Annotated in this window: 18 protein-coding genes; 2 read left to right on the forward strand and 16 right to left on the reverse strand. The window is 48.2% G+C overall.

Features of this window, described 5'->3' with window-relative positions; all coding sequences use genetic code 11:
- Positions 1-70: 70 nt before the first annotated feature.
- Positions 71-1,201 carry an OmpA family protein gene (locus ACXAH4_RS03185; protein WP_349583555.1) on the forward strand — a complete coding sequence of 377 codons (1,131 nt, stop codon included), beginning with the start codon at positions 71-73 and terminating at the stop codon, positions 1,199-1,201.
- Positions 1,202-1,310: 109 nt separating this feature from the next.
- Here the strand turns inward: ACXAH4_RS03185 and dnaB are convergent, their stop codons facing one another.
- From dnaB to ACXAH4_RS03210, 5 genes are all read right to left on the reverse strand, one after another.
- Positions 1,311-2,699, reverse strand: coding sequence for a replicative DNA helicase (gene dnaB / locus ACXAH4_RS03190; protein ID WP_119503267.1), 1,389 nt, complete (start codon positions 2,697-2,699; stop codon positions 1,311-1,313).
- A gap of 73 nt (positions 2,700-2,772) precedes the next feature.
- Positions 2,773-3,267 (reverse strand): hypothetical protein, encoded by a 495-nt coding sequence (locus ACXAH4_RS03195; RefSeq protein ID WP_474843565.1) that lies wholly within the window; start codon positions 3,265-3,267, stop codon positions 2,773-2,775.
- 154 nt (positions 3,268-3,421) lie between these two features.
- The gene (locus ACXAH4_RS03200; RefSeq protein WP_474843567.1) at positions 3,422-4,303 is read right to left on the reverse strand and encodes a DUF4097 family beta strand repeat-containing protein; all 882 of its coding nucleotides are present in this window, start codon (positions 4,301-4,303) and stop codon (positions 3,422-3,424) included.
- A gap of 110 nt (positions 4,304-4,413) precedes the next feature.
- Entirely contained in the window at positions 4,414-4,935 is a 522-nt protein-coding gene (locus ACXAH4_RS03205) for a hypothetical protein (RefSeq protein WP_474843569.1), read from the reverse strand.
- Positions 4,928-5,494, reverse strand: coding sequence for an RNA polymerase sigma factor (locus ACXAH4_RS03210; RefSeq protein ID WP_474843571.1), 567 nt, complete (start codon positions 5,492-5,494; stop codon positions 4,928-4,930). Before ACXAH4_RS03210 ends, ACXAH4_RS03205 begins: the two co-directional genes overlap by 8 nt.
- A 122-nt stretch (positions 5,495-5,616) precedes the next feature.
- Here ACXAH4_RS03210 and ACXAH4_RS03215 point away from each other — a divergent pair, with 122 nt between their 5' ends.
- On the forward strand, positions 5,617-6,249 hold the full coding sequence (locus ACXAH4_RS03215) for an MOSC domain-containing protein (protein ID WP_474843573.1): 633 nt from the start codon (positions 5,617-5,619) through the stop codon (positions 6,247-6,249).
- A 49-nt stretch (positions 6,250-6,298) separates the two neighbouring features.
- Here ACXAH4_RS03215 and ACXAH4_RS03220 read toward each other — a convergent pair whose 3' ends face one another.
- From ACXAH4_RS03220 to rplC, 11 genes are all read right to left on the reverse strand, one after another.
- Positions 6,299-8,176, reverse strand: a complete 1,878-nt coding sequence (locus ACXAH4_RS03220; RefSeq protein WP_474880685.1) for a DUF885 domain-containing protein — start codon at positions 8,174-8,176, stop codon at positions 6,299-6,301.
- 215 nt (positions 8,177-8,391) lie between these two features.
- Positions 8,392-8,649, reverse strand: coding sequence for a 30S ribosomal protein S17 (gene rpsQ / locus ACXAH4_RS03225; protein ID WP_119499836.1), 258 nt, complete (start codon positions 8,647-8,649; stop codon positions 8,392-8,394).
- A complete protein-coding gene (gene rpmC, locus ACXAH4_RS03230; RefSeq protein WP_119499835.1) occupies positions 8,649-8,840 on the reverse strand; it encodes a 50S ribosomal protein L29 in 192 nt (63 codons plus the stop codon). Before rpmC ends, rpsQ begins: the two co-directional genes overlap by 1 nt.
- The gene (gene rplP / locus ACXAH4_RS03235) at positions 8,840-9,253 is read right to left on the reverse strand and encodes a 50S ribosomal protein L16 (protein ID WP_070125803.1); all 414 of its coding nucleotides are present in this window, start codon (positions 9,251-9,253) and stop codon (positions 8,840-8,842) included. The genes rpmC and rplP overlap by 1 nt, the downstream gene beginning before the upstream one ends.
- Positions 9,254-9,256: 3 nt before the next feature.
- A complete protein-coding gene (rpsC, locus tag ACXAH4_RS03240) occupies positions 9,257-9,961 on the reverse strand; it encodes a 30S ribosomal protein S3 (protein ID WP_119499834.1) in 705 nt (234 codons plus the stop codon).
- A 9-nt stretch (positions 9,962-9,970) separates the two neighbouring features.
- Positions 9,971-10,303 carry a 50S ribosomal protein L22 gene (gene rplV, locus ACXAH4_RS03245; RefSeq protein ID WP_119499833.1) on the reverse strand — a complete coding sequence of 111 codons (333 nt, stop codon included), beginning with the start codon at positions 10,301-10,303 and terminating at the stop codon, positions 9,971-9,973.
- Between the two features lie 10 nt (positions 10,304-10,313).
- A complete protein-coding gene (gene rpsS, locus ACXAH4_RS03250) occupies positions 10,314-10,589 on the reverse strand; it encodes a 30S ribosomal protein S19 (RefSeq protein ID WP_119499832.1) in 276 nt (91 codons plus the stop codon).
- Positions 10,590-10,604: 15 nt separating this feature from the next.
- Positions 10,605-11,429, reverse strand: coding sequence for a 50S ribosomal protein L2 (gene rplB, locus ACXAH4_RS03255; RefSeq protein ID WP_119499831.1), 825 nt, complete (start codon positions 11,427-11,429; stop codon positions 10,605-10,607).
- 14 nt (positions 11,430-11,443) lie between these two features.
- Positions 11,444-11,743, reverse strand: a complete 300-nt coding sequence (gene rplW / locus ACXAH4_RS03260; protein WP_119499830.1) for a 50S ribosomal protein L23 — start codon at positions 11,741-11,743, stop codon at positions 11,444-11,446.
- Positions 11,740-12,345, reverse strand: coding sequence for a 50S ribosomal protein L4 (gene rplD / locus ACXAH4_RS03265; RefSeq protein WP_119499829.1), 606 nt, complete (start codon positions 12,343-12,345; stop codon positions 11,740-11,742). The genes rplW and rplD overlap by 4 nt, the downstream gene beginning before the upstream one ends.
- Before the next feature lie 18 nt (positions 12,346-12,363).
- Positions 12,364-13,002 (reverse strand): 50S ribosomal protein L3, encoded by a 639-nt coding sequence (rplC, locus tag ACXAH4_RS03270; RefSeq protein WP_119499828.1) that lies wholly within the window; start codon positions 13,000-13,002, stop codon positions 12,364-12,366.
- Positions 13,003-13,012: the final 10 nt, after the last annotated feature.

Below are 13,012 nucleotides of genomic sequence, written 5' to 3' on the forward strand. Positions count from 1 at the left end.
GCACGGCGTGTGCTAAGAGCTATCATCCACTCGATTTTACTAATCACTCAACGTTATACAGGATGTGAAAATGAACAAAACTTTTAAATTTACTGCTCTTGCTTTTGCTGTTGCAGCATCTGCGAATGTAGCGGCTCAGGAAGACGGCAAGCCATTTGACAGCTGGTTAGGGCTGCATGGCATGTATTACAACACGGAAGAAACTAAGCCAGCACCGGATCTGATGGACGACGGTTTTGGTTTCGGTTTCGAATACGGCTGGCGTTTCGACGAGAGCTGGGCGGTGCGTGGTGAATATACTGTTTTGGATTTAGACTACCAACAAGTGCTGGGTTCAAAAGACAGCATATCTGGTCACATGTTCGGTGTTGACGCTTTATACTTCCTGCCAGACGACCTGTGGTACGTATTCGGTGGTGTTAAGCGCCAACTGTTAGACGAAAACTACAACCTTGCCAATGTTGGTATTGGTAAACACTGGGACATCAATGACGACGTTAAGCTGACAACTGAAATCGCTGCTTACCGTGATTTTGATGATTCTTACTACGATTACAGTGTAAAAGTAGGTCTGGCATTCCCGTTTGGCCAGTCTAAGACTTCAAGCTACAGCAAGCCAGCGCCTGTTGTAGACGGCGACAGCGACAATGACGGCGTACTGAACAGCATGGATCAGTGCCCTAACACGCCTGCCGGTACGCAAGTTGATTCTAAAGGTTGTGCTGTTATCGCGGACAGCGATAAAGACGGCGTAGCAGATGGTAAAGATCTGTGCCCTGACACACCAATGAACGACAAAGTTGATTCTGACGGTTGTACTGTATTTGATAAAGAAGAAGTAACCCACAACCTGCGTGTACTGTTCGCAAACGAAAGTGCTGAAGTTGCAGAACCTCACTCTGCTGACATCGAAGACTTCGTTGCTTTCTTCAAGCGCTACGGTAAAACTGAAGCGGTAATCGAAGGCCACGCATCTGCACCAGGTACCGAAAGCTACAACATGGAGCTGTCTGAGCGTCGTGCTGAAGCATTCAAAAATGTACTGGTTAACGAATATGGTATCGATGCATCACGTCTGAGCACTGAAGGTTTCGGTGAATCAGAACTGCTGATGGAAGGTAGCTCTGCAGAAGCTAACCGTGTAAACCGTCGTATCTCTATTCGCGTAACAGCGATTGTTGAAGTACCTGAAAAGCGTTAATTCAACAAATCAGATATGCAAAAGGCGCCTTACGGCGCCTTTTTTGTGTCTGTTTATCTGGCAAAGTAATTAAGCATTTCCGGTACGCACTCACCTTTCCCCGGGCTGATTAATACTCGTCATCAAATGCCGGACCGGCATAGTTATCAAAACGGGAGAACTGCCCCTGGAAGGTTAACCGGCTGGTACCGATTGGACCGTTCCTTTGCTTACCGATGATGATCTCAGCAATACCTTTATACTCACTGTTCTCGTGATACACCTCATCACGGTAAATAAACATGATTAAGTCGGCATCCTGCTCGATTGAACCGGATTCACGCAAGTCAGAGTTCACCGGTCGCTTATCAGCACGCTGCTCCAAACTACGGTTCAGCTGTGACAGCGCCACAACCGGCACTTCCAGTTCTTTTGCCAGCGCTTTCAGTGAGCGGGAGATTTCAGCAATCTCCAACGTACGGTTATCACTTAATGAAGGTACACGCATAAGCTGAAGGTAATCCACCATGATGAGACTGATCCCCCCGCGCTCTCTGGCCAGCTTACGGGCACGGGAACGCACGTCCATGGGCGTCAGACCGGAGGAGTCATCAATAAACAGGTTATCTTTATCTTTCAGCATAGCCATTGTATTGGATACCCTGGCCCACTCCTGATCGTCCAGCTGTGCTGTACGGATACGGGTTTGATCAACACGGCTGAGTGATGCGAGCATACGCATCATGATTTGTTCCGACGGCATCTCAAGACTGAAAACCAGTACAGGTTTTGTTTCAGCCATCATAGCGTTTTCACATAAGTTCATGGCAAATGTGGTTTTACCCATCGAAGGACGGGCCGCGACAATGATTAAGTCGGAGGGCTGTAATCCGCTGGTCTTCTTATCCAGATCACTGAAACCTGTGGTTACCCCGGTCACTTCTTTACTGGTTTCAATCAGCGACTCAAGCCGCTTGATAGTCTTATCCAGTACGGAGTCGACGTCACGGGGACCTTCATTTTCACCGGTACGCTTCTCGGCGATTTCAAATACTTTACTCTCGGCCATGTCGAGAATATCAGCACTGTCCCGGCCTTCGGGGTTGTATCCCACTTCTGCAATTTCGTGGGCTACACCAATGAGCTCCCGGGTAATTGCCCGTTCACTGACAATTTTCGCATAGGACGTCACGTTGGCAGAACTGGGGGTATTTTTGGCAAGCTCAGCCAGGTAAGCGAAACCACCGGCGTCTTCTAACTCATTGCGGTGTTCCAGGGCTTCTGAAACAGTGATCAAATCCACAGGCTGACTTTCGCCCAGCAATTTCAGAATAACTTTGAATATGACCTGGTGGGAATGATTATAAAAATCTGCGTCTGTGACCAGTTCTGCGACTTTATCCCAGCTCTCACGATCGATAAGCATACTGCCCAGCACCGCTTGTTCAGCTTCGATGCTGTGCGGCGGTACTTTCAGCTTTTCGACATTTTTGTCTTTTGAGGTGGAAACAGCTTTCACAATACGCACATCCAAAAATCAGGGATCTGATATTTTCCGTGAATCAGAGCGAAAAGCAATGCCTGAGGGCTTTTTATCCGGCGAATTGTTGCGGGTCAGGTCCGGCTTTTTCCATTTTAAAGAAAACTCCGTCCCACAGAGTAAACGCTTTGTCTTTACCGGCAACCAGTATTGACTGGCCGGGTACATGTTCGCCGTGGCAACTGACATCGAAACGGGCTACACGATTGGCAACAATGCCGAGTCTTTCAAACGACACATGATATTCGCGAAGAAAATCATCGCCGGACAGAGAGGTTTCTTTCCACTCAGCGGGACCACACTGCGTTTGTCCCAGGATCACGTTATCGGGGGTGTACTGAAATGACTGACCCAGCCACATTTCCGCCTGCTCAGGTAACATAGCACTAATGCCAGGTGTTACCGACGAGGTGATTACCCAGGTACCTTCCACGCTGGCAGGTTCCTTTACGGCACAACTCATCAGCACTGAGCCGGCAGTTAAGAATAAGGCTGCGAACCAGGCTACCGGTGACCATCCTCTTGCGCTTAATCGACGCGCTGTCATCTACTTCTCCATAATTTTCATACGTATACGAATATGGGGGTATAAAGTTCAACGACAAGCCGCATACCCTGCGGCTTATCGTCGTTTCCGGATAGTTAGTCTTTTAGCCAGAGGATTCGTTCAGTTTATTTACATAAAAATAACATCGTAGCCTTTACTCAACAATGAGTTCTCCATGAACCGTAGACATTTCTATTGTGGCTCTGCCCCCGTTTGCCGTAAATTCCAGCCATTCATTTGGACCATATTTCGCTGAAGATGGTTTATCTGCAGTGAGCCTGTTCACGATATCGCCACCGGCATGCGCCTGCATTTCTACCCTCGCTGACACACCTTTCTGCATTTTAAGATGCAGTGTTCCGCCAACTGACGAGGCATCCACATCCCCTTTCTCTGCCAGCGTTAAACTGGCAGTGATATCGCCGTTTACCGTAGTGAGAGAAAGCACGTCAATTTCAGACAGTTCCAGTTTGGCATCGCCGTTCACGGATTCCAGTTGCACATCAGGGCTGGACGTTTTCAGTTTGATATCACCGTTAACCGTGATGATCCGGGTGCTTTTATCCCCTTCATGATTGCCGGAAATGTTGCCATTGACGGTTTCGACCTGAAGCAGCCCTGAAATGTTATCCAGCTTAATATCTCCGTTTACTGATTCCAGTTTCACTTTACCGGCCAGATCCGACACATCGATATCGCCGTTGACCACATCGAACTGAACAGAATTAGTCAGCCTGCTGGCTTCCACATCCGCCACAACGGCGGTGTAAGACAAACCGGATTTAGCCGGTACAAAAATAGTTAAATCATCACCGTCGCCCGGATTTTTATCCCGCCAGTCAATTTTACGGTGGTTCGTTTCTACCTTCAGAATGACGTCATCGCCTTTTTTCTCGAAGATAAACGCTTCTGTCCGTTCGCCTAATTCGCCGGTCACTTTCACTTCGTTTTTATCCCAGCCGGTGATCGTTGCCTTGCCTGCCACATGCTCTATTTCAACAATAGGCGATGCGGAAGTGGTAAGCGTTTTATCCACCTTTTGTCCGGCCATTGCATTGAAACTGATTGCTGGTATTACCGCTAACAGAAATGTTTGTTTTATTGTGGGGTGTAAATGTTGAATTAACCGCATTGTCGGTCCTTTTATCAAATTTGTTGCCATTTGGGCGCGTGCACCCGCTCAATCAGTAACAGTTGTTGTTGATAAATATGCTGCAGCATACCCAGTAACGCTGTGTTGTCAGGATCCTGCTTCAGAGCAAGCTTTACTGCTGCTGCAGCATCTTCAAGTTCCTGAATTTGTGTCTGCCAGTCGTCAGTGACCGCTGTCTGGTCCTGAAAACGCACCAGCAGTTGTTGTTTTTGCTGTTCGTGTTGCCGGCTCAGTACATTCACCAGAGCCTGTCCCCGGGCATCTCCGGCGCCGCTGTCGCTGCCGAAATACTCAGAAGGCTTGATAAAGATAAACAGGGAGGTCACCAGTAAAAGGCTGGCAGCCATCGCCATATATCGCAACCGGTTCACCGGCGCCTTTCCGGAGGCTTCCTGCATTTCCATTTCTCCGGCTTCGATAGAAAGCGCAATGCCGGTCCACAGATCACGATCAGGTTTAATTTCCTGTGGCAGCCGCTTAAGCGCTTTATTAAGTTCAGACCCTTTATCAGACATCACTCTCTCCCATCCACGCTTCTAATAGCTGCCGCGCACGGTGAAACTGCGCTTTACTGGTGCCCTGTGCAATATTCAGCATTACGGCGATATCGTCGTGCCTGTAACCTTCTATGGCGTGCAACACAAACACTACCCGTGCCCGCTCCGGCAATTGCCGGATATATCGTTCCAGATCCACTTCGCTGCTGCATGATGTTACACCGGCCTCGTTGTCAATTTGCTCAATGGTATCGAATAGCCGCCGCATCCAGCTCTTTTGCTTACGCATATAACTGATAGTTACATTCGCGGTCACGCTGTGCAGCCAGGTACTGAACAGACTTTGTCCCTGATAATTACCGAGCTTCCGCCATACCTGTATAAAGACTTCCTGAGTCGCATCTTCAGCCAGCGACGTGTCTCCGGTTAGCCGGTAGCAAAGGGCGTAAACCCGGTTCACGTGTGTTTCGTAAATCTGACGATAGGCATCACGATCGCCGGCTACAGCCAATGCAACGAGTCTGTTTAATTGTTGTTGTTCTGAACGGGAGTGTGCTTCCGTTTCAGACTCTGCCATGTCCATATTCCGTTTTATCCGGTGTGTTTTCAGGTTAGTCGCAGACGACATGTAAAAGGTTTAAATACGCTGCAGTTTTTTTTAAAGTAACACGCTGACCCTTCTCTGTTGTGGAAACTATCATGCATATCGAAGCTTTATACGCAGCTAAACCGGTCCCCTTTGGTCCGCGGGGAGCGCCCAGCGCCATTCAGAAACAACCCGTTCCTTTTCTCACTGTACTGATGTCGGGTACTGAGGAAGACGAACAGGGTAATAAAAAGCTGCACGGTGGCCCGGAGAAAGTGCTCCATCAATTCAGTCACCGTGGTTATGAATGTTTATCAGAAGCGTTTCCTGAGGGTAACTTTGTCCCGGGCACCATTGGCGAAAACCTGATAGTTGAAGGCATGGACGACACTAACGTATTCATCGGAGACGTCTGGCAGATGGGTGAGATAGTTGTACAGGTTGGTGCACCCCGTGCCCCCTGTAATAAAATTTCCCAACGCTTCGATATAAAGAACCTTGATCGCTTCGTCGGAAATGAAGGCATTACCGGCTGGTATTTCCGAGTGATTGAAACAGGCACACTGAACACCGGCGATGAAGTAAAGCTGATTTCCAGAGCAGATAAAACGGTCAGCGTTGCTGATTTAATGACGGCCGTTTATGACAAGGGCAATCCTGAAAAAGCAGCAGAGTATATGCAACTGGATGTACTGGACGATGAGTGGAAGGGAAAATGCGAACGCGTAATTAAACGCGGACAATAGTATGAAGCAGGTTGTTCAGGGGAACGCCCCTGAACAACCTCTGGCAACATTAAGACTGAGATTTAATCCAGTCGTCTACCATCAGCTCCAGCGTGCTTAATGGCACGGCACCGCCCCCCAATACCAGGTCGTGGAATCCGCGGATGTCGAACTTATCACCCAGCGCAGTTTTTGCTTTTTCACGCAGCTCCAGAATTTTCAGCATACCGATTTTATAAGCGGTTGCCTGACCCGGCATGACAAAATAGCGCTGTACTTCTGATTTCGCCTGACCTTCAGAAATTGGCGAGTTATCAATGAAGTAATCTACAGCCTGTTGCTCTGTCCACTTTTTCGCGTGAATTCCGGTGTCCAGAACCAGACGGATTGCACGCCACATTTCAGAATGCAAACGGCCAAAGTTATTTACCGGTTCTTTGTAAGCGCCCATTTCGCTGGCAAGACGCTCTGCATAAAGTGCCCAGCCTTCCACATAACTGGTGAAGAACATTTGTGTGCGGAACGTGGGAATATCTTCCAGTTCCTGAGCAATGGCAATTTGCATGTGGTGGCCCGGTACACCCTCATGATAAGCAATCGCTTCCATTTCGCTTTTTGGCATCATGGTCATATCAATCAGGTGTACGTAGTAAACGCCCGGCGTCTTACCATCAGGAGAGCTGGGATAGTAATGCTGTGCAGCACCCGGTTGCTCGCGGAAAGGCTCAACCCGTTTCACCACAAGGTCCGCCTTAGGAAGACGGCCAAAGTAATCAGGCAGCATTTCTTTCATGTTGTTGATGTAGGTACGGGTATCACTCAGATAACCCTCACGGCCCTCATCGGTATTCGGGTAATAGAGACGTTCATCGGTTTTATCTTCACGGAAGTAATCAAACATCTCACGCAGAGAACCTTCAAATCCAAGCTCTGCTTTTACCTTTTCCATCTCCTTACGAATACGGGCGACTTCTTTTAACCCCAGTTCGTGAATTTCATCCGCAGTCATGTCTGTGGTAGTGGAGCGTGCAAGCATGGCATTGTAATAGGCTTCGCCGTCCGGCAGTGCCCAGACACCTTTAGCATTCTTATCCAGCGAAGGCAGATCAGCTTCAAACCAGTCAATCAGCGTTTGATATGCAGGCCCGAGCTTAGTGGTAAGCATGGTTTCGGCGTCTTTAAGGTAGCCGTCAGCCTGCTCCTCTGTCAGTTCACCGGCATCGACAAGAGATTGTGCTTTGGCTTTAAAATCTGCATACAGTGCGCTGTCGTTCTCAGAGTCATCAAAGGGCTTTCCGGAGATAATGCCCTTACTTTGTTCAATGACGCCCTGATAGGCAAAGTACGGTGATTTCACACCTTCATCGGCGTTGATGCGCGCGCGGTCGATTAACTGCTCCATCGCCCGACCGGTTTCACCCAGGCGGCTTACGTAGTCCTTTAAGTCCTGTTCGCTTTCCACTTTATGATAATTAATCAATACTGTAGGAAGAGACGTGTGCATACCGAACATCTGATTAAAGATATATTCACGGCGCTCAAAAGGCTTCATCAGCTTATCCTGTTCATAAGAGTAAACCAGGATATTCCATGAGATCTTTGCCGCATCATCCAGCTTGTCGTAATCGAAGGTGGATTTCATTTCTTCAACAGCGGCTTCCAGCATGGCAAAACGCTCTTCAGCAGCTTTTTCCGATGCATCATCAATTTCACCGTAGCGCTCTTTGCGGCCACGCATGGTTAAAGTGATGGGTGACATTTGCAGTTGCTTCTCATACTGCTCTTCAAACCAGGCATTAAGCCTTTCTGTTTCTGATTGCGCAGTTTGTTCCGCTGCAACAGGGGCAGTGGTTTCCTGCATCTTTTCGCTGGCAGGTGAACATCCGATGATAGATGCAGCTACCAGGCTCAGTGCAAAGCCTGCGAGGGTTTTCATATTGGGTTTCATTTCCGTCTCCGTGTTATTCATTATTATTTCTTATTGCGCTGTGAAGTCAGTGCAGATATGTGTTTTCGCACACGCACAGTAACACTATTTTAAAACACAAAGGATATCGTTAAACAGAGATTCGCGCCGGAAGAGTATGTAAGTAATTATGAATGGCAAATTGCAGGCACAAAAAAGCCCGGATTTACCGGGCTTTTTAAGAAAATAACGAGCAATTACATGCTAGCTTTTTCTACAACGTCAACCAGTGTCCAAGTCTTAGTCTTGGAAACAGGACGACACTCACGGATAGTGACTGTATCGCCTTCGTTAGCAACGTTGCTTTCGTCGTGGGCGTGAAGCTTAGTAGAACGCTTGATGAACTTCCCGTAGATAGGGTGTTTAACGAAACGCTCAACAACAACAGTGATAGACTTATCACCTTTGTTGCTAACCACACGACCTTGTACTGTACGAATTTTTTGCTCAGTCATTACGCATCAGCCTTTTGAGTCAGAATGGTTTTAACACGCGCGATGTTACGACGCACTTTCTTCAGCTGGTCTGTTTTTTCAAGCTGACCAGTTGAATGCTGCATGCGCAAGTTGAACTGTTCGCGTAGCAGGTTTAACAACTCTGCGTTCAGCTCTTCTACGCTTTTTTCTTTCAGTTCAGTCGCTTTCATTACATCACCGTCCGAGTTACAAAGGTTGTTTTAAATGGCAGTTTTGCCGCTGCCAGTTCAAACGCTTCGCGTGCCAGAGACTCAGGAACACCTTCCATCTCGTACAGAACACGGCCAGGTTGAATTTGGCATACCCAGTACTCAACGTTACCTTTACCTTTACCTTGACGCACTTCAAGAGGCTTCTCAGTAATTGGTTTGTCAGGGAAAACCCGAATCCAGATTTTACCTTGACGCTTAACGTGACGAGTCATAGCACGACGCGCTGCTTCGATTTGGCGTGCAGTCATACGACCACGGCCAACTGCTTTCAGGCCATAAGTACCGAAGCTTACTTTGCCACCAGCAATAGCAAGACCACGGTTACGACCTTTATGCATTTTACGAAATTTCATGCGTTTTGGTTGTAACATGATTTAGCCCTCTCGCTTAGCGTTGCGGCCTTTCTTCTTAGGTTGAGCTGGCGCAGCCGGCTCCTGGTTTGTAGGCAGACCGCCCAGAACCTCACCTTTGAAGATCCAAACTTTAGTACCGATGATACCGTAGGTAGTTAAAGCTTCAGAAGTCGCGTAATCGATGTCCGCACGGAAAGTGTGCAGAGGAACACGGCCTTCGCGGTACCATTCAGAACGTGCAATCTCTGCACCGCCCAGACGGCCGCTAACTTCAACTTTGATACCTTTGGCACCAAGGCGCATTGCATTTTGTACCGCACGCTTCATGGCGCGACGGAACATTACACGACGCTCCAGCTGGCTAGAGATGCTGTCAGCTACTAACTGTGCATCCAGCTCTGGCTTGCGTACTTCTGCAATGTTGATCTGAGCAGGCACACCGGCCAGCTTAGATACGTGATTACGCAGTTTTTCTACGTCTTCACCTTTCTTACCGATAACAACGCCCGGACGAGCAGTGTGAATAGTCACACGGATGCTCTTAGCAGGACGCTCGATCACGATTTTAGAAAGTGAAGCGTTTTTCAGCTGCTTAGTCAGATACTGACGTACCTGATGATCGTTATACAGGTTGTCTGCATAGTCTGCAGTATTAGCGTACCAGGTCGAAGTCCATGGTTTGCTGATACCCAGGCGTATACCTGTAGGATGTACCTTCTGTCCCATTTTCTACTCCTAGTTATCCGCTACAACTACAGTGATGTGGCTGCTGCGCTTAAAGATACGATCGGCACGGCCTTTGGCACGTGGCTTGATACGTTTCATCGTTGGACCTTCGTCAACGAAGATTTTCGCAACTTTCAGCTCGTCGATGTCAGCACCTTCGTTATGCTCTGCGTTAGCAATAGCAGACTCCAGTACTTTCTTAACTAATGCTGCGCTTTTCTTCGGGCTGTACGCTAAAACTTCAAGAGCTTTTTCAACGTGCAGGCCGCGAATTTGATCCGCAACCAAGCGTGCTTTTTGAGCCGACGTGCGGGCAAAGCGATGTTTAGCTAATGCTTCCATTTCCTACCCCTTAACGTTTAGCTTTCTTGTCCGCGACATGGCCGCGGTAAGTACGCGTTGGCGCAAATTCGCCCAACTTATGGCCGACCATTTCGTCACTTACGATGACAGGTACATGTTGGCGACCGTTATGGACCGCAATGGTCAACCCAATCATATCTGGGATGATCATCGAACGACGTGACCAGGTTTTAATTGGTTTACGGTCGTTCGCTTCCACTGCAGCCTCTACCTTCTTCAGCAAGTGAAGGTCGATAAATGGACCTTTCTTGAGAGAACGTGGCATGGTGAATCCTCGCTATTACTTGTTACGACGACGTACGATAAGCTTATCAGTACGCTTGTTGCTACGGGTTTTCTTACCTTTAGTAGGAACACCCCATGGAGTAACCGGGTGACGGCCACCTGATGTACGTCCTTCACCACCACCGTGCGGGTGATCAACCGGGTTCATTACAACACCACGGACTGTAGGACGAACACCACGCCAGCGAGTCGCACCAGCTTTACCCAGTGAACGCAGCATGTGTTCTGCATTGCCGACTTCACCGATTGTTGCACGGCAGTCAGACAATACTTTACGCATTTCACCTGAACGCAGACGTAAAGTAACGTAGTTACCTTCACGTGCCAGGATCTGAGCGTATTGACCAGCAGAGCGAGCGATTTGCGCGCCTTTGCCAGGCTTCATTTCGATAGCGTGTACTGTTGTACCTACAGGGATGTTGCGCATAGGCAGGGCGTTACCTGCTTTAATTGCAGCATCAGAACCAGACTGGATAGTGTCTCCAGCTTGCAGGCCCTTCGGTGCCAGGATGTACTTACGCTCACCGTCTGCATACAGTACCAGAGCAATGTTTGCAGAACGGTTAGGATCATATTCTAAGCGCTCAATTTTGGCAGGGATGCCGTCTTTGTTACGCTTGAAATCTACGATACGGTAGTGCTGTTTGTGACCACCGCCAATGTGACGTACGGTAATACGACCATTGTTGTTACGGCCGCCAGACTTGTTGTTCTTGTCTAACAGAGGCGCATAAGGAGCACCTTTGTGCAGATCAGGATTAACAACCTGAACAACGTGACGACGACCGGCAGAAGTTGGCTTAGCTTTCATTAATGGCATTTCTAATCCCCTTCTTATTCAGCGCCACCGACAAAGTCGATGTCCTGACCTTCTTTAAGCGATACATACGCTTTTTTCCAGTCGCTACGCTTACCGAAAGACATGCCGTGACGCTTGGTTTTACCCTTAACGTTCACAGTGCGTACGTCAGCTACTTCAACTTCAAACAGTTTTTCAACTGCTGCTTTGATTTCAGCTTTGTTCGCGTCTTTAGCTACTTTGAATACAACAGTGTTGCTGGCTTCAGCCGCCATTGTAGACTTTTCTGAAACGTGAGGTGCTTTCAGCACCTTCAGTAGACGTTCTTCGTTCATGCTAACGCCTCCTCAAGCTGTTTAACTGCATCAGCAGTAATCAGCACTTTTTCAAAAGCGATCAGGCTGACCGGGTCAATACCCGCAACGTCACGTACATCAACTTTGTACAGGTTGCGTGCAGACAGGAACAGGTTCTCATCAACTTCAGGAGTTACGATCAGAACGTCGTTCAGTTCCAGTTCGTTCAGCTTAGCTACCAGAGCCTTAGTTTTAGGCGCATCTACTGCGAACTTCTCAACAACAACCAGACGGTCTTGACGAATCAGTTCAGACAGGATGCTTTTGATAGCACCGCGGTACATTTTTTTGTTAACTTTTTGATCAAAGTCACGAGGCTTAGCAGCAAATGCGCGGCCACCACCAACCCAGATTGGGCTGCGGATTGTACCGGCACGTGCACGGCCAGTACCTTTTTGACGCCATGGCTTCTTACCACCACCACGTACTTCAGAACGCGTTTTTTGCGCTTTAGTACCCTGACGAGAACCTGCACCGTATGCTACAACTACCTGGTGAACCAGAGCTTCGTTGTATTCACGTCCAAAGGTCGCTTCGGATACTTCAAGAGCGCTTTGCGCATCTTTCAATGTTAATTCCATCACTTCACTCCCCAGACGTTACGCTTTAACAGCTGGCTTTACGATTACATCGTTGCCAGTTGCGCCAGGTACGGCACCTTTAACCAGGATCAGGTTATTTTCTACGTCAACACGTACTACTTCCAAAGATTGGGTAGTCACTTGCTTGTTACCAAGCTGACCAGCCATTTTCTTACCTTTGAAAACTTTACCAGGTGATTGGTTTTGACCAATTGAACCAGGTGCACGGTGAGACAAAGAGTTACCGTGAGTCATACGCTGAGAACTGAAGTTCCAACGTTTGATTGCACCTTGGAAACCTTTACCTTTAGAAGTACCAGTTACATCAATTTTTTTAGTGTCGTTGAAGATTTCAACAGTGATTTCACTGCCCACTTCAATTTCGGCACCTTCGTTATCTTCCAGGCGGAATTCTACCAGAGTGCGGCCTGCTTCAACGCCAGCTTTAGCAAAGTGACCTGCTTCAGCTTTGTTTACGCGGTTCGCTTTCTTAGTTCCAGCAGTAACCTGAAGAGCGCGATAACCGTCAGTTTCTTCAGTACGTAACTGAGTAACACGGTTTGGGGTCGCTTCAATAACAGTCACAGGGATAGACGTGCCATCTTCAGTGAAGATGCGGGTCATACCCACTTTACGACCGACTAGACCAATCGCCATTGTTAATACC

The organism is Alteromonas sp. ABV2_168, assembly GCF_056161165.1.

Coding starts and splice junctions, on each gene's coding strand:
- rpsC (WP_119499834.1), bottom strand. CDS start 9,961: ATGGGACAGAAGGTACATCCTACAGGTATACGCCTGGGTATCAGCAAA.
- ACXAH4_RS03210 (WP_474843571.1), bottom strand. CDS start 5,494: ATGGCAGAGTCTGAAACGGAAGCACACTCCCGTTCAGAACAACAACAA.
- rpsQ (WP_119499836.1), bottom strand. CDS start 8,649: ATGACTGAGCAAAAAATTCGTACAGTACAAGGTCGTGTGGTTAGCAAC.
- ACXAH4_RS03220 (WP_474880685.1), bottom strand. CDS start 8,176: ATGAAACCCAATATGAAAACCCTCGCAGGCTTTGCACTGAGCCTGGTA.
- rplC (WP_119499828.1), bottom strand. CDS start 13,002: ATGGCGATTGGTCTAGTCGGTCGTAAAGTGGGTATGACCCGCATCTTC.
- rplD (WP_119499829.1), bottom strand. CDS start 12,345: ATGGAATTAACATTGAAAGATGCGCAAAGCGCTCTTGAAGTATCCGAA.
- ACXAH4_RS03215 (WP_474843573.1), top strand. CDS start 5,617: ATGCATATCGAAGCTTTATACGCAGCTAAACCGGTCCCCTTTGGTCCG.
- rplB (WP_119499831.1), bottom strand. CDS start 11,429: ATGCCATTAATGAAAGCTAAGCCAACTTCTGCCGGTCGTCGTCACGTT.
- rpsS (WP_119499832.1), bottom strand. CDS start 10,589: ATGCCACGTTCTCTCAAGAAAGGTCCATTTATCGACCTTCACTTGCTG.
- rpmC (WP_119499835.1), bottom strand. CDS start 8,840: ATGAAAGCGACTGAACTGAAAGAAAAAAGCGTAGAAGAGCTGAACGCA.
- ACXAH4_RS03195 (WP_474843565.1), bottom strand. CDS start 3,267: ATGACAGCGCGTCGATTAAGCGCAAGAGGATGGTCACCGGTAGCCTGG.
- ACXAH4_RS03185 (WP_349583555.1), top strand. CDS start 71: ATGAACAAAACTTTTAAATTTACTGCTCTTGCTTTTGCTGTTGCAGCA.
- rplV (WP_119499833.1), bottom strand. CDS start 10,303: ATGGAAGCATTAGCTAAACATCGCTTTGCCCGCACGTCGGCTCAAAAA.
- rplW (WP_119499830.1), bottom strand. CDS start 11,743: ATGAACGAAGAACGTCTACTGAAGGTGCTGAAAGCACCTCACGTTTCA.
- ACXAH4_RS03205 (WP_474843569.1), bottom strand. CDS start 4,935: ATGTCTGATAAAGGGTCTGAACTTAATAAAGCGCTTAAGCGGCTGCCA.
- rplP (WP_070125803.1), bottom strand. CDS start 9,253: ATGTTACAACCAAAACGCATGAAATTTCGTAAAATGCATAAAGGTCGT.